General features: G+C 73.4%; 14 protein-coding genes. 9 read left to right on the top strand and 5 right to left on the bottom strand.

The window, feature by feature from the left end; all coding sequences use genetic code 11:
• Positions 1–7: 7 nt before the first annotated feature.
• Positions 8–970 (bottom strand): aldo/keto reductase, encoded by a 963-nt coding sequence (locus tag ACWH95_RS10455; protein ID WP_454120618.1) that lies wholly within the window; start codon positions 968–970, stop codon positions 8–10.
• A gap of 123 nt (positions 971–1,093) precedes the next feature.
• Here ACWH95_RS10455 and ACWH95_RS10450 point away from each other — a divergent pair, with 123 nt between their 5' ends.
• From ACWH95_RS10450 to ACWH95_RS10425, 6 genes are all read left to right on the top strand, one after another.
• A complete protein-coding gene (locus tag ACWH95_RS10450; RefSeq protein WP_366626948.1) occupies positions 1,094–1,828 on the top strand; it encodes an SDR family NAD(P)-dependent oxidoreductase in 735 nt (244 codons plus the stop codon).
• 94 nt (positions 1,829–1,922) lie between these two features.
• Positions 1,923–3,038 carry a zinc-binding dehydrogenase gene (locus tag ACWH95_RS10445; RefSeq protein WP_454120617.1) on the top strand — a complete coding sequence of 372 codons (1,116 nt, stop codon included), beginning with the start codon at positions 1,923–1,925 and terminating at the stop codon, positions 3,036–3,038.
• Between the two features lie 8 nt (positions 3,039–3,046).
• Positions 3,047–4,006 (top strand): aldo/keto reductase, encoded by a 960-nt coding sequence (locus ACWH95_RS10440; RefSeq protein WP_136035480.1) that lies wholly within the window; start codon positions 3,047–3,049, stop codon positions 4,004–4,006.
• Positions 4,007–4,087: 81 nt separating this feature from the next.
• On the top strand, positions 4,088–5,086 hold the full coding sequence (locus tag ACWH95_RS10435; RefSeq protein ID WP_136035479.1) for an alpha/beta hydrolase: 999 nt from the start codon (positions 4,088–4,090) through the stop codon (positions 5,084–5,086).
• A complete protein-coding gene (locus ACWH95_RS10430; protein WP_454120616.1) occupies positions 5,083–6,066 on the top strand; it encodes an alpha/beta hydrolase in 984 nt (327 codons plus the stop codon). The genes ACWH95_RS10435 and ACWH95_RS10430 overlap by 4 nt, the downstream gene beginning before the upstream one ends.
• Positions 6,063–7,274, top strand: a complete 1,212-nt coding sequence (locus tag ACWH95_RS10425; protein WP_240744494.1) for a multidrug effflux MFS transporter — start codon at positions 6,063–6,065, stop codon at positions 7,272–7,274. Before ACWH95_RS10430 ends, ACWH95_RS10425 begins: the two co-directional genes overlap by 4 nt.
• Before the next feature lie 40 nt (positions 7,275–7,314).
• On the opposite strand, the gene ACWH95_RS10420 is transcribed toward ACWH95_RS10425, so the two are convergent.
• Positions 7,315–7,854, bottom strand: coding sequence for a hypothetical protein (locus ACWH95_RS10420; RefSeq protein WP_136029019.1), 540 nt, complete (start codon positions 7,852–7,854; stop codon positions 7,315–7,317).
• A gap of 65 nt (positions 7,855–7,919) precedes the next feature.
• Here ACWH95_RS10420 and ACWH95_RS10415 point away from each other — a divergent pair, with 65 nt between their 5' ends.
• Positions 7,920–8,504: a TetR/AcrR family transcriptional regulator gene (locus ACWH95_RS10415; RefSeq protein ID WP_136029017.1), complete on the top strand. Its 585-nt coding sequence runs from the start codon at positions 7,920–7,922 to the stop codon at positions 8,502–8,504.
• 94 nt (positions 8,505–8,598) lie between these two features.
• Positions 8,599–10,587 carry a primary-amine oxidase gene (locus tag ACWH95_RS10410; RefSeq protein ID WP_378803520.1) on the top strand — a complete coding sequence of 663 codons (1,989 nt, stop codon included), beginning with the start codon at positions 8,599–8,601 and terminating at the stop codon, positions 10,585–10,587.
• Positions 10,588–10,626: 39 nt separating this feature from the next.
• Here the strand turns inward: ACWH95_RS10410 and murQ are convergent, their stop codons facing one another.
• Both murQ and ACWH95_RS10400 read right to left on the bottom strand, forming a co-directional pair.
• Entirely contained in the window at positions 10,627–11,562 is a 936-nt protein-coding gene (murQ, locus tag ACWH95_RS10405; RefSeq protein WP_378803519.1) for an N-acetylmuramic acid 6-phosphate etherase, read from the bottom strand.
• Complete coding sequence (locus ACWH95_RS10400; protein WP_366626952.1) at positions 11,552–12,445, bottom strand: N-acetylglucosamine kinase; 894 nt, start codon at positions 12,443–12,445, stop codon at positions 11,552–11,554. Before ACWH95_RS10400 ends, murQ begins: the two co-directional genes overlap by 11 nt.
• A gap of 135 nt (positions 12,446–12,580) precedes the next feature.
• On the opposite strand from ACWH95_RS10400, the gene ACWH95_RS10395 reads away from it, so the two are divergent.
• Positions 12,581–13,438 (top strand): MurR/RpiR family transcriptional regulator, encoded by an 858-nt coding sequence (locus ACWH95_RS10395; RefSeq protein WP_136034182.1) that lies wholly within the window; start codon positions 12,581–12,583, stop codon positions 13,436–13,438.
• A gap of 15 nt (positions 13,439–13,453) precedes the next feature.
• Here ACWH95_RS10395 and ACWH95_RS10390 read toward each other — a convergent pair whose 3' ends face one another.
• Positions 13,454–14,644 carry a DUF998 domain-containing protein gene (locus ACWH95_RS10390; RefSeq protein WP_378803518.1) on the bottom strand — a complete coding sequence of 397 codons (1,191 nt, stop codon included), beginning with the start codon at positions 14,642–14,644 and terminating at the stop codon, positions 13,454–13,456.
• Position 14,645: the final 1 nt, after the last annotated feature.

Below are 14,645 nucleotides of genomic sequence, written 5' to 3'. Positions count from 1 at the left end.
ACTCCCGTCACCACACCCCGTCCGCGCGCACGTCGCGGTCCACGGCGACGTCGGAGAGGGCCGCCCGCACCTCGGGGCCGTGATCGCGGACGAGCGCGAGCGCAGCATGGTTCTGCTCGAGCTGCTCGAGCCGTGAGGCGCCGAACAGCACGTTCGCGGTGGCGGGATTCGCGAGGCAGAAGGCGATGCCGAGCGCGGCCGGCGTCACCCCGAACTCCCCCGCCACCCGCGCGACCTCGGGGTACAGGGCCGCGATCCGCTCGCGGATGCCGCCCACGTCGGCGCCGATCTTGCGCTGCGGCGTCCGGCCCGTGGCGAGGATGCCGCCCTCGAACACGTCGGACGCCTGCAGGGTGAGGGTGCCGTCGGCGAACAGCGGCCCGTACGCGTCGCCCTCGGCCATCGACCGCCGCGCGATGCCGTACTTCAGCTGCGCGAACGCGGGGCCGGCCAGCCCGCGCATCCGAGCCTCGGCGAGCGCGGCGCGGGTGTCGGCGATGCGCCAGTTGTTGATGCCCCACGAGCCGACGAGACCCTCGTCGATCAGGGCGTTCACGTCGGCGACGAGCCGCGGGAGGTCGGGCGCATCGAGGTAGTCGCCCACCACGAGCGTGTCGAACCGGTCGAGCCCCGCCCGCTCGAGCGACTCGACGAGCTGCGCGCAGAACCCCTGGTTCGGCCAGTCCCACAGCCACAGCTTGCCGCACAGCACGATGTCGTCGCGGTCGACACCGCTCGCCCGCAGCGCCTGCCCGAACAGGATGTCGGTCGTCGAGTTCTCGGCGTGCGGCCCCATGTTGTAGTACGCGACGTCGAAGAACCCGGCGTCGAGCTCGACCGCGCGGCGGATCAGCGCGACCGCCTCCTCCGGCGCCATGCGGTCCCACGTGTTCCAGGAGCCGAGGGCGAGGGGCGGCACCGGGGCACCGCCCGTCTGCAGCGGACGGCGGGGGTGGGTCGAATCGGGCATGACGCTCCTTCGCGTGCTTCGTCTCGTCGCTGCGCTCGCCGCTCAGCAACCGGGGTTGTGTTTTTCTATGGTTGTAGAATATAACGGACTCATCCCGTCAGAGCACCGTCAGTGAGGACGAACATGACCGCATCCCCGCGCCGCATCCTGGTCACCGGAGGGGCGTCCGGCCTCGGCCGCGGCATCGCCACCGCCTTCCGCTCCGCGGGCGACGAGGTGTTCCTCGGCGACGTGAACGCCGACGCCGCCGCCGCGGTCGCGGCCGAGATCGGCGCCACCGCCCTCCCCCTCGACATCGCCGACGAGGCCTCCGTCCTGGCCGCAGCCGACCGCGTCACGGCCGCCGGCGGGCTCGACGTGCTCGTGAACAACGCCGGGGTCGTCGCGGGCGGCGGCACGCTGCAGGAGGTCCCGGTCGACGCGGTCGATGCGGCCCTGCGCGTCAACGTGCGTGGCACGTTCCTCATGCTCCGCGTGTTCGGCGCACTGCTCGCGGCGGCCGGACGCGGCAGCATCGTCAACATCTCGTCCATCGGCGCCCGACAGCCCACCCCGGGCCTCGGGCACTACGAGGCCACCAAGGCCGCGGTCGACGCCCTCACCCGCACCGCCGCGATCGAGCTCGCCACCGCGGGCGTGCGCGTGAACGCGGTCGCCCCCGGCCCGGTGCTCACCCCGCTCACCGCCGACTTCGCCTCGAACCCCGACGCCCGCGCGGCCTGGGAGTCGCGCATCCCGCTCGGCACGATCGCCGAGGTCGACCAGGTCACGCCGCTCGTGCTGTTCCTCGCGAGCGACGCCGCCGGCCACATCACCGGCGTCTCGGTGCCGGTCGACGGCGGCCAGCTCCTGGTCTGACCCGTCCGCCCGCATCCGTCACGGGATCGGATCCGCACCCCGCCCCTCGCGGAGCGTTCCCGATCCCCCACCCGTCCCGCGACAGGAGAACCGCATGACCCTCCCCGCCCCGACCCTCCCGACCACGACCCGCGCCGCCGTGCTCACCGCGCACGGCGAGCCGCTCACCCTGCAGGACCTCCCGCTGCCGACCGAGATCGAGCCGGGCGCCGCCCTCGTGCGCATCGCCTGCACGACCCTGTGCGGCACCGACATCGAGATCTGGGAGGGCCGGATGACCTTCCCCGGCATGCTCCCGATGGTGCTCGGCCACGAGATGGTCGGCGAGATCGTGGCCACCGGACCCGACACGCGCGACGCCCTCGGCCGCCCGCTCTCCCCCGGCGACCGCATCGGCTGGTCGGAGTCCACGTGCGGCGAGTGCCACGGCTGCGTCGTGCTGCGCGAACCCGTCGCCTGCTCGCGCCGCGGCTACGGCTTCCTGCAGCGGTCCGACGTATCGCCGTACGCCACCGCCGGGCTGTCGGAGTACGCCTACGTCACCCCCGGCGCCGCGAAGCTGCTGCTGCCCGCGGCGGTGAAGGACACCTGGGCGTCGATGGCGGGCTGCGCGGCCAAGACCGTGCTGCGCGCGTTCGAGCGCGCCGACCGCATCCGCCCCGGCTCCCGCGTCGTGGTGCAGGGGTCGGGCGCGCTCGGCATCTTCGCCACCGCCGTCGCCACCATCGCGGGCGCCGGGCAGGTCATCACGGTCGGCGCCCCCGCCGCCCGGCTGGAGCTCGCCGCCCGCTTCGGCGCCGACGCCGTGGTCGACTTCCGCGACGGGCCCGTCGTCGACCAGGTCATGGAGCTCACGGGCGGCCACGGCGCCGACCACGTGTTCGACTTCGCGGGCGCCCCGAGCGTGGGTCCCGACGCGGTGGGCATGGCGGCGCAGCGCGGCACCATCGCGATCGTCGGCTCCACCGGCCCCGCGGGCGACGGCTTCCCCCTCAGCACGATCATGGGCAAGGAGCTCACGGTCGTCGGCTCGCTCAACGGCGACATCTCCGACTACGCCCGCGCCATCGACTTCTTCACCGCCTTCGCCGACCGCTTCCCCTGGGACGACCTGTTCAGCGCCCCGGTCGGTCTCGCCGACGCCTCCGCCAAGATCGCCCACATGCACCACCTCGATGAGGTCAAGGCCGTCATCGACCCGAGCCTCTGAGGAGCACCATGACCACCCCTCTCCCCCGCCGCGAGATCGGCCGCAGCGGCCTGCACGCCTCCCTGTTCTCGCTCGGCTCGTGGCACACCTACGACCGCATGGACTTCGCCGACGCCGTCGAGCTGCTGCGCCAGGCGACCGACCGCGGCGTGAACCTCTTCGACGTCGGCGTCTACTCCGCGCCCGGCGCCCCTCCGGTGTTCACCGACGTGATCTTCTCGGCCATGGTGCGCGCGGCGGGTCTGCGCCGCGACGAGTGGCTGCTGTCGTCGAAGCTGTGGCTGGAGGCCTTCGGTGACGACGGCTTCCGCCCGCAGCTCGAGAACGCCCTGATGCGGGTGGGCGTGGAGCACGCCGACCTCGTGATCCTGGGCGACCTGCGCCGCGACGACCTCGACCTGCGCGACCTCGTGCTCGACCTCGCGCGCCTCGCCGATGCGGGACTCATCCGCGCGTGGGGCGTGAACAACTGGTCGGCGTCGTCCATCCAGCGCCTGCTCGACCTCGCCGCGGCGGAGGGTGTGCCCGGGCCGCAGATCGCGCAGCTGAAGTACAGCGTGGCACGGCGCTCGATCCCCGACGGCGAGCCGTTCGCGCGGCTCTGGGAGCAGGGCCTCACGCTGCAGGCGTCGGACTGCCTGGAGGGCGGCGTGCTCGCGGGGAACGTGAAGGGCGACCGCCAGATCGGCCGCGACCCCGGCGACATCCGGGAGCGGATCATCGCCGACGTGCCGGCGTTCACGGCGCTCGCGGAGTCGCTCGACACGACCCCGGCCCAGCTCGGCATCGCGTTCACGCTCACGCACCCCGCCCTCACGACCACCCTGTTCGGGGCCTCCCGCGTGGCGCAGCTGCACGCGAACCTCGACGCCGCCGACCTCGTCGACCGCATCGGCGCCGACGAGCTGCGCCGCCTGGTCGAACCCTTCTGGGCCGACCGCGGCGTGGTCGACCCCGAAGGCCCCTGACACCGTCCGCGGACCCCCACACACCCGCCCCGCACCACGCCGCCCCCGCCCCACGCCGCCCCCGCCCCACTGAGGAGAGACATGACCGCCACCGCCGCCGGACACCCCACCGTCCCGCCCGTCCCGTTCGACCCCGAGGTGCAGGCCGTGCTGGACGAGATCGCGAAGAACCCGCAGCCTCCCCTCACCCGCGACACGCTGCCGCGCGAGGGCGTCGACCGGATGTTCCCCGACAACGACACCGTGATCGCGGGCCGACCGATCGTGTGGGAGGACCGCGTGATCCCCGGCCCCGCGGGCGCACCCGACATCGAGATCACGGTGTTCCGCCCCGCGGATTCCGCGACCGAGGTGCTGCCCGGGTTCGTGAACATCCACGGCGGCGGCATGATCGTCGGCCACCGCTCGTGGGAGACCGCGCGCGTGGTCGACATCGTCGCCGAGCACCGCGTGGTCGCCGTGAACGTGGAGTACCGGCTCGCCCCGGAAGACCCGTACCCCGCCGGTGTCGAGGACTGCTACGCGGCGTTCGTCTGGACGCACGAGCACGCCGCCGAGCTCGGCATCGACCCGGAGCGCCTCGTCGTCGGCGGCGGCAGCGCCGGGGGCGGGCTCACGGCCGCGGTCGCCCTGCTGGCGCGCGACCGGAAGGGCCCGGTCATGGCGGGGCAGCTGCTGCTGTGCCCCATGATCGACAACACCAACACCTCGGTCGCCAGCTTGCAGTACGACGGCATCGGCACGTGGCAGCGCGACATGAACCTGCTGGCGTGGTCGTGCGTGCTCGGCGACGACCTCGCGTTCAGCGACGAGGCCCCCGCCTACGCGGCCCCGAGCCGCGCGACCGATCTGTCCGGTCTTCCCCCCGCGTACATCGAGGTGGGCGAGGCGGAGACCTTCCGCGACGAGGACACCGCCTACGCGCTCGGCATCTGGGCCACGGGCGGCCAGGCCGAGCTGCACGTGTGGGGCGGCGGCGCGCACGGCTTCGACATGTACATGCCGGAGGCGGAGATCACCCGCGCCGCCCTCGCCGCACGGTCGTCGTGGCTGCGCCGGATCTGGCGGGCCGCCCGATGACCACGCCCGCTCCCGTGCCGTACGACCCCGAGCTGGTCGCCGGGCTCGACGCGTTCGTGCAGCTCGTGGAGGGCATCCCGCTGCGCGCCGACACCATCCACGCCAACCGCGACCACTTCGCCACGATCATCCCGCCCATCGCGGTGCAGGCCGAGGGCAGGGCGGTGACGTGGGAGGACCGCGTGATCCCCGGCCCCGCCGGTGCGCCCGACCTGGAGGTCACGATCGTGCGGCCGTCCGCCCGCGCGACCGGGCCGGCGCCCGCCGTCCTGTCGATCCACGGCGGCGGCATGGTGCTCGGCACCCGCTTCTTCGGCACCGCCGAGCTGATCGACCTGGCCGACCGGCACGGCGTCGTCGGCGTCGCGGTGGAGTACCGCCTCGCGCCGGAGCATCCGGGCCCGGCGCAGGCGGAGGACTGCTACGCGGCGCTGGAGTGGATGGCCGCGCACGCCGACGACCTCGGCATCGACCCCGACCGCATCATCGCGTCGGGGCAGAGCGCGGGCGGCGGGCTGTCCGCCGCGGTGGCCCTGCTCTCCCGCGACCGCGGCGGACCGCGGCTGGCCGGGCAGCTGCTCGGCTGCCCGATGCTGGACGACCGCAACGAGACGCCGTCCGCCCGGCAGTACGACGGCTTCGGCGCCTGGGACCGCAACAACAACGACACCGCGTGGGACGCCATCGCCGGAGACGACCGCTTCACCGACCGGGTCTCGCCGTACACGGCCCCCGCACGCGCCACCGACCTGTCCGGACTCGCCCCCGCGTTCATCGAGGTCGGGGCTGCCGAGACCTTCCGCGACGAGGCCGTGGACTACGCGCTGCGCATCTGGGCGACCGGCGGTCAGGCCGAGCTGCACGTGTGGGCCGGCGGGTACCACGGCTTCTCCGGGTTCTCGCCGGAGGCCGAGGTGTCGCTGGCGGCGGTCGCGGCGCGGGAGAGCTGGCTGCGCCGCGTGCTGCGCCCGGGCGGATGAGCATCCCGGCGCGCCCGGAGCCCGCCCGCATGGGCACGCTCCGGGCGATGCTCGTGCTCGGGATGCTGGAGGCGTTCGGGCCGCTGTCGATGGACCTGTACCTGCCGCAGCTGCCGCAGCTCGCGGCGTCGCTCGGCACGACCGAGGCGCTCGCGCAGGTCACGATGTCGGCGTGCATGATCGGCCTGGGTCTCGGGCAGCTCATCGCCGGTCCCCTCAGCGACCGGCTGGGCCGGAAGCGTCCGCTCCTCGTCGGCGTGGCCGCGTTCGCGGCGCTGTCCGCCGTGTGCGCGGTCGCCCCGAGCATCGAGCTGCTGCTGGTGGCGCGGTTCCTGCAGGGTCTCGCCGGATCGGCGGGCATCGTCATCTGCCTCGCGGTCGCGCGCGATCAGTTCGAGGGCGTGGAGCTGTCGCGCATGCTGTCGCTGCTGTTCCTGGTCTCGGGCACGGCCCCGATCATCGCCCCCGTGGTGGGCGGCCAGCTCGCACGGGTCATGGACTGGCGCGGCATCTTCGGCGTGCTCGCGGCGGTCGGGGTCGTGCTGCTGCTCGTGGTCGTGTTCGCCCTGCCCGAGACGCTGCACCCCGACGACCGGCACGGCGGCGGCCTGCGCACGCTCGGCGGTCACGCGGGCGCCGTGCTGCACGACCGCCTGTTCGCCGCGGTGCTGTGCGCCTCGGCGGGCGGCGGGGTGGCGTTCTTCACCTACCTGTCGATGTCGTCGTTCGTGCTGCAGGACGAGTTCGGGCTGAGCCCGCAGGCGTTCAGCCTGGCGTTCGCGGCCGGGGCGCTCGCGAGCATCGTGGGCAGCCAGACGAGCCGGCTGGTGGTGCGACGGTGGGGCCCGCTCCGCGTGTACCTGGGCGGCAGCACCGCGACGCTGCTGGCGACCGCGACCTTCCTGGTGCTGGCCGTCGCCGGGACCGGGGTGACCGGGGTGATCGCGGCCCTGGTCGGCTTCATGCTGTGCTCCGGCGTCGGCGGCCCGAACGGGCAGACCCTCGCGCTCGCGCACCACGGTTCGCGCGCGGGCACCGCATCGGCCCTGCTCGGCATGTCCACCTTCCTGTTCGGGCCCGTGCTGGCCCCGGTCGCGGCGGGCGTCGGCGGCACGAACGCCATGACCATGGCCGTGACCATGACCCTCGCGGCCGCCGTCGCCGCGGTCGCCGCGTGGGCGTTCGTGCGTCCGGCCGCGCGCACCTGAGCCGCCCGGTCGGGTCGCCCGAGTCCCGCCCGCCCCGCGGTCAGAAGCCGAGGCACATGACGGCGACGCCCGCGGCCATCGCCCACGACTCCGTGGCGAGCAGACGCCCGGTGCGACCGTGGTGCTGCGGAGGCACGAACCACGCCGCCGCCACGGTCCACAGCACGACCGCGGCGACCCCGATCATCACGAGCGCCGAGAGCACGCCCCCGAGGCCGTGCCCGCCGTGGCCGGTCGGCGTGACGGCGCGCTCGACCGAGGAGACCACGACGGATCCGTCGAACGCGCACACCGCCATCACGAGCGACACCAGCGCCCGGTGACAGCAGGTGGCGGCGGCCGCGGTGCCGCGCACGCCCATGGTGCCGAGCATTGCGGAGACCAGGAGCACCGCGCCGAGCGCGAGCCGCGTCAGGGCGTCGACCCCGGGGATCGCGAGCACGAGCATCCCGGCGGCCATCACCAGCGCCGACTGCCTCCCCTGCCACGGCACCGCCCGCCACGCCGCCACGCACGCGACGGCGGAGACGAGCGCGGCCGCGGCCATCAGCCACGGTGCTGCGGGGACGAGGGGTTCCACGGTCGCAGTATATTGATCGAGCGCTCAATATCGCTAGACCCGACCGTCTACGAGAGGATGGGCACGTGCCCCGCATCGTCGACCACGATGAGCGCCGCCGGCAGATCGCCGAGGCGCTGCTCGCCGTCGCCGCCCGCGACGGCCACGAGAGCGTGTCCTCCCGCGCGGTCGCGAAGGAGCTCGGGGTGGCCACCGGTTCGCTGTGGCACTACTTCGACGGGTTCGACGACGTCGTCCGCGCGGCCGCCGCCGAGGTCACCCGCCGCACCGACCAGCGCATCGCCGAGGCCACCGCGGGGCTGCGCGGCCTCGCGCGCCTCGACGCCCTGATGCGCGAGGTGCTGCCGGTCGACGAGCGCACCCGCACCGAGGCGCACGTCGTGGTGGGGTTCTGGGGGCGCCTGGCCACGCTCGCCCCCGCGCCCGATGCGGCCTCCCCGACCCTCGCGACCTGGCAGGACAGCATCCGCGAGGCCCTGCAGGAGGCGGTCGACGACGGAGAGCTGCGGCCGCAGACGCCCACCGCGGCGGTCATGGCGCTGCTGCGCTCCATCACGTACGGCCAGCAGATCGTCGAGGTGACCGAGCCGCAGCCCGCCGCGGCCCACCTCGCAGTGCTCGACGGCATCCTCGCCCCCTGGCGCGCCTGACCCGCGAGCCGGCGCTTGTGCACGCGCGTCCGCGCGGCCTATCATCGTGCCATCCCGTTTCTTGAGCGTTTGCTCGAAAATAGTGAGGTCGACGATGTCCCACCACGCCCCGCAGCCCGTCTCCGTCGAGAAGATCGCGGTTCCGCACCCGCTCGACCCGCTCACCGGTGCCGAGATCGCCGCCGCCCGCGCGGTGCTGGAGGCGGCCGGACTGATGACCGAGACCACCCGCGTGCCGATGCTGCTGCCCGACGAGGCCACCAAGGAGGAGCTCGCGGCGTGGAGCCCCGGCTCCCCCATCGATCGCCGCGCCGACGTGACGCTGCTCGACACCGCCACGGGCGTCGCCACCGAGGTGATCGTGTCGATCACGCGCGGGGAGATCGTGCGCAGCGAGCGCGTGCCCAACGACGCCCCGCCGTACGGTCAGCCGCAGTACCTGTTCGAGGAGTACGAGCGGGCCGAGTCCATCGCGAAGGCGTCGCCCGAGTGGCGGGCCGCCATGGAGCGACGGGGCCTCACGGAGCACATCGACCTCGCGTTCTGCTCCCCCCTCGCTCCCGGCTACACGGGTCGCGCCGACGAGGTGGGCCGCCGCGTCATCCGCTCGCTCACCTTCCTCAAGTACGACGAGAACGACTCGCCGTGGGCACACCCGGTCGAGGGTCTGATCGTGCACATCGACCTCACCTCGAACAGCGTGATCCGCGTGGAGGACGAGGGGGATGTGCCGGTGCCCGCCGGTCACGGCAACTACTACCCCGAGGTGCAGGGCGAGGCGCGCACGACGCTCATGCCCATCGAGATCACCCAGCCGCAGGGCACGAGCTTCCACGTGTCCGGCTCGCTCGTCGAGTGGGAGGGCTGGTCGATGCGCGTCGGCTTCAACGCCCGCGAGGGCCTCGTGCTGCACGACGTCTCGTTCCAGGGGCGCTCCGTGCTGCACCGCGCGAGCGTGCCCGAGATGGTGGTGCCCTACGGCGACACGGCCCCCGGGCGATTCTGGATCAGCTACTTCGACGCGGGCGAGTACCTGCTCGGCAAGAACGCCAACCACCTGGAACTGGGGTGCGACTGCCTCGGCGTGATCCGCTACCTCGACGGCTACGTCGCCGACGACCACGGCCACCCGGTGCGCATCCCGAACGTGATCTGCATGCACGAGGAGGACTTCGGGATCCTGTGGAAGCACACCGATCTCGCGGGCCGATCCGACGTGCGGCGCTCCCGGCGCTTCGTGGTGTCGTACTTCTCCACGATCGGCAACTACGACTACGGCTTCTACTGGAACTTCGGACTGGACGGCTCGATCGAGGTGGTCGCCAAGGCCACGGGCATCGTGTTCGCGGGCGCCGGGGAGCCGGGCGTGCGGCAGAAGCACGCCACCGAGCTCGCGCCAGGGGTGTTCGCCCCCGTGCACCAGCACCTCTTCTGCGCCCGGCTCGACGTGGCGATCGACGGCTCCGACAACCGGCTCGTCGAGGTCGACGCGCAGCGGGTGCCGATGGGACCGGAGAACCCCTTCGGCAACGCGTTCTCCTGGTCGGAGACGGTGCTGGAGACCGAGCACGCCGCACAGCGCGAGGCCGACACCTCGGTCGCCCGGGTGTGGGAGGTGCAGAGCGCCTCGCGCACGAACCACGTCGGCCGCCCCACCGCCTATCACCTGGTGCCGGAGCCGACCGCACTGCTGATGGCCGACCCCGCCTCGTCGGTGGCGGCGCGGGCGACGTTCGCGACCAAGCACCTGTGGGCGACGCGCTACGAGCACGGGCAGATCTGGCCGGCCGGCCGCTACCCCAACGCGCACCAGGGCGGCTCCGGCCTCCCCGAGTACAGCGCGGGCGACCGTCGCATCGACGGCGAAGATCTGGTGCTGTGGCACACGTTCGGCCTCACGCACTTCCCCCGCCCGGAGGACTGGCCGATCATGCCCGTCGACTATGCGGGCTTCTGGTTCAAGCCCTACGGCTTCCTCGACCAGAACCCGGCGATGGACGTGCCCGAGTCGTCGCAGGCCCACGGCGGCGCCGCGGCCTCGTCGTGCTGCGGCGGCGGGGCGGACTGCACCTGCGGCCACTGACGAGCCGCGTCCTCCGCCCGCATGCGTCGCGGGCGGGGGTCAGGCGAGGGCGGAGATCGCGTCGCGGAGGATGCCGTCGGCACCGGCGAGCGCGGTCGCGGCGGTCTCGGCGGGAGCAGCCGTGGCGAGCATGAGCAGGGCGAGCTTGACCGAGCCCTGCGCCTGCTGCAGTGCCGAGGCGGCCTCGTCGACGCCGACCCCCGACAGCTGCGACACGGTGCGGATCGACCGCGCGTGCAGCTTCTCGTTGGTGGCGAGCAGGTCGACCATGACGCCGCGGTACGTCTTGCCGAGCTTGATCATGGAGAGCGTGGTGAGCATGTTGACCACGAGCTTCTGCGCCGTGCCCGACTTCAGGCGCGTGGAGCCGGAGATGAACTCGGGCCCGGTCACGACCTCGATCGGGATGTCGGCCACCGCGCCGATCGCCGAGTTCGCGTTCGACGCGATCGCCACGGTCAGCGCGCCGACGCTGCGGGCGTACTCGAGCCCACCGACGACGTACGGCGTGCGACCGGACGCGGAGATGCCGACCACCGTGTCGCGCTCGGTGAGGTCGAGCGCGCGCAGCGAGTCTCCGGCGGCCTCCTCGTCGTCCTCGGCGTTCTCGACGGCGGAGCGGATCGCGGTCTCGCCGCCCGCGATCAGGCCGACCACCATGGAGGGGTCGGTGCCGAAGGTGGGCGGGCATTCGCTGGCGTCGAGCACGCCGATGCGCCCGGCCGTCCCCGCGCCGATGTAGATCAGGCGTCCCCCGCGGCGGAACCGCTCCGTGATGCCGTCGACCGCGGCGGCGATGTCGGCCGTCCGCTCGGCGACGGCCTCGGGCACCCGGCGGTCCTCGGCGTTCATGCGGCGCACGAGCTCGGTCGTCTCGAGCAGGTCGAGGTCGCCGCGCTCGGTCGTCGACGCCTCGGTGTCGAGCGTCTCCAGGACGGAGAGGAGGGCGGCGAGGCGGGAGTCGTCATTCGGCACGGTGCACGAACCTTTCGTGAGGGAGGTCGACGCGGCGGGTCAGCAGCAGCGCGCCGGCCAGGGCATCGCCCCGCGCCGGGACGACACGACGGCCGGCCGCACGCAGGGAGGAGCTCAGGGTGTCGCGGAACCAGGCGTGATCGGCGAGCCCGCCGTGCACGGCCACGTCGGTCGTGACGGCGGAGGCGGCGACCGCGCTGGTGGTGAGCAGGCGCACGGCCTCGGTCGCGATCGCGGCGGCGACGTCGTCTCCGGCTTCGGCGGCGTCGAGCACGAGCGGGGCGAGGGTCGCCAGGCGCCGGGCGAGCGCGCCGTCGCCCGCGAGCCAGGCCTGCACGTCGGACGGGGCCCCGACGGGTCCCGCGACGGCGGCGGTGAGAGCGGTGGGGCCGGCCAGGCCGTCGGCGGCGCGGAGCACGGCCCGCAGCGCCTCGCGCCCGAGCCAGGAGCCGCTGCCGAGGTCGCCGAGCTCCGGGCCCCAGCCGTCGATCAGCCGCGCGCCGTCCGCGTCGATGCCGAGGGCCGCGGCGCCGGTGCCCGCGATGAGCAGCACGCCCGCTCCCCCGTCGAGTGCTCCGGCGTGGGCGGTCACGACGTCGGAGGCGACCGCGACGCGGGCCCCGGTGCGCGCCGCGAGCAGACCGGCGAGCTCGACGGCCGCGTCCGGCGCGAACCACGCGCCGGCCGCTCCGACGCCGATCGCATCGAGCCGCGGGAGCCCGTCGAGCAGCGGGAGGATGGCGTCGAGGGCCGCGGTCACGCCGCCGGCGGACGCCAGACCCGGGGCGCCGAGGCCCGAGCGCTCCACGCGCGGTTCCGCGTGCACGACGACGCGGCAGCGGGACTTGCCGAGATCGACGGTGGCGGTCGGCGGGGCGCTCATCGGCTCTCCTCGGGGACGCGGTGGATATGACGAAAAGAGACTACATGCGAAGTAGACTCACTGAAAAGAATTTACCATTCTTGTCACGACCCCCGTCACGACATACTTGAGAATCCCACATCCCCGGAGGACCGATTGAGCATCCAGTCGACGATCGAAGCGGCCGCATCGACGCTGCCGCCCTCGCTCGCCCGCATCGCGACCGTGGTCCGCGAGAACCCCTCGATCGTCATCGACAAGACCATCAACGAGCTCGCCGAGGAGTGCCAGACCTCGGTCGCCTCCGTCGTGCGGTTCTGCCGCGCGATCGGCTTCAGCGGCTACGCCCCGCTGCGCATGGCCCTGGCGACCGAGCTCGGCAAAGAGGCCGCGCAGTTCTCGGCCCGCGGCGCCTTCGGCTCGGAGATCTCCGACGAGGACACGCTGCAGGAGGCGGTGTCGAAGCTCGCGGCGCTCGAACTCCTGGCCATCGAGGAGACCGTCGCCCAGCTCGACTTCGACGTGCTCGAGGCCGCCATCGACGCGATCGACGGCGCCGACCGCATCCTGCTGTACGGCATCGGCGCGAGCCAGTTCGTGGCGGAGGACCTCGCGCACAAGCTGCTGCGCGTCGGCCGCAACGCGCACGTGCTCGCCGACCCGCACGAGGCCGTCGCGGCGACCGTGCTGCACGCGGCCCCCACCGTCGCGATCGGCTTCTCGCACGCGGGCTCGACGATCGAGACCGTGCGGTTCCTGGAGACGGCGCGCGCGAACGGCGCCGCGACCGTCGCCGTCACCTCGGCCAAGGACTCCCCGCTCGCGCACGCCGCCGATCACGCGCTGTTCACCGAGGTGCGGGAGTCGGCCTTCCGCGCCGGGGCAATGGTCAGCCGCATCGCGCAGCTCACCCTGGTCGACTGCCTGTTCATCGGCGTGGCCAAGCGACGCTACGCCGAGACCGTCGACGCCCTGCGTCGCACCCGCCAGGCCACGCACGCCCTGCGTGACTGATCGCGCCGTCGCGCCTCAGCCGCGTCCGGTCTCCGCCTCCGCCGGCATCGCCGCCTCCGGTCCTGCCGGTACGCGCTCCCCCGCACCCGCACCGGCACCGGCACCGGTGACGCCCTGCCCGATCGAGCCCGCCGTGCGCAGGAACACGATGATCCAGCTGAAGATCAGCACCGCCGCGATCAGCTCCACGGCGGTGAGGTTGTAGTACCCCACCGCGAAGAACGCCCCGAGCAGCACGATCACCAGCACGTACGCCCAGCCGAGGCCGACGAACACCCGCGGGATGGCGGGCAGGAACCACGGCAGCCCGACCACGACCACGGCGAACACCACGGCCATGCCGGTCGCGACCGTGTTGTGCAGCAGGAAGAACTCGTCCACGGGGAAGAGCCCGACGCACGCGAGGAAGACACCCATCAGGATCAGGCCGCCGCGCACCACGAGGCGTCCACGGCGCTCGGCCTGATCGTCGGCGGGCAGCCCGGCCGTGGCATACCGCGCGATCGTCGTGACCATCACGCCCGCGATCACCAGCGTCGCGTTGAACGCGACCGAGGCGCTGTTGCTGCTCATCCCGAGCGCCGACAGGTTGTCGCGCCACCAGTGCACGTCGCTCGACGCCAGCATGCTCGCGAACGCCCCGACCACGAGGAACACCGCCAGCACGAGCGACAGCACCATCGGCGTGAGGGCCACCGCGCTGAGGAACGACACGTACGCGGTCAGCGCGAAGGCCACCGCCATCAGGATCGCGCCGGGGAACGGGAACACCGGGGCATCCACGAAGCTGCGCTCCAGCAGTTCCGCGATGCCCAGCCAGCCGAGGTAGGCGATCGCGGCGTGGGCGAAGGCGATCGCGATCAGGTCGTACCAGCGCAGGCGGTCGCCCGGCACGCTGAAGCCGTCGCGCACGGCGGCGGGGTCGGGCTGCTCGGGCCGCACCGCCAGACGCCCCAGGGCGAAGGCGAGCGCCGCGGTGGCCGCGCCTCCGTACGCCGCGAACACGCCGATCGAGCCGGTGCCGCTGATCGACAGCTGATGGCCCCAGAACACCGGCAGCGCCACGACGAACCCGAGCACCAGGAACGCGGCACCCACGATCAGGGCCGTCGCCTCGTACACCGCCTCCGGCGTGCCCGGTCCGCGCACCTGGCGCAGCACCCGCACGACCCGATCCGCGAGCATCCTCATCGCCCCGTCACTCACG

It is taken from the genome of Microbacterium sp. NPDC055502 (genome assembly GCF_053643635.1).
Note: the sequence above shows the minus strand (reverse complement) of the source record. Positions and strands in the feature narration are given on the sequence as shown.

Coding starts and splice junctions, on each gene's coding strand:
- ACWH95_RS10425 (WP_240744494.1), top strand. CDS start 6,063: ATGAGCATCCCGGCGCGCCCGGAGCCCGCCCGCATGGGCACGCTCCGG.
- ACWH95_RS10435 (WP_136035479.1), top strand. CDS start 4,088: ATGACCGCCACCGCCGCCGGACACCCCACCGTCCCGCCCGTCCCGTTC.
- ACWH95_RS10410 (WP_378803520.1), top strand. CDS start 8,599: ATGTCCCACCACGCCCCGCAGCCCGTCTCCGTCGAGAAGATCGCGGTT.
- ACWH95_RS10400 (WP_366626952.1), bottom strand. CDS start 12,445: ATGAGCGCCCCGCCGACCGCCACCGTCGATCTCGGCAAGTCCCGCTGC.
- ACWH95_RS10445 (WP_454120617.1), top strand. CDS start 1,923: ATGACCCTCCCCGCCCCGACCCTCCCGACCACGACCCGCGCCGCCGTG.
- ACWH95_RS10430 (WP_454120616.1), top strand. CDS start 5,083: ATGACCACGCCCGCTCCCGTGCCGTACGACCCCGAGCTGGTCGCCGGG.
- ACWH95_RS10455 (WP_454120618.1), bottom strand. CDS start 970: ATGCCCGATTCGACCCACCCCCGCCGTCCGCTGCAGACGGGCGGTGCC.
- ACWH95_RS10450 (WP_366626948.1), top strand. CDS start 1,094: ATGACCGCATCCCCGCGCCGCATCCTGGTCACCGGAGGGGCGTCCGGC.
- ACWH95_RS10440 (WP_136035480.1), top strand. CDS start 3,047: ATGACCACCCCTCTCCCCCGCCGCGAGATCGGCCGCAGCGGCCTGCAC.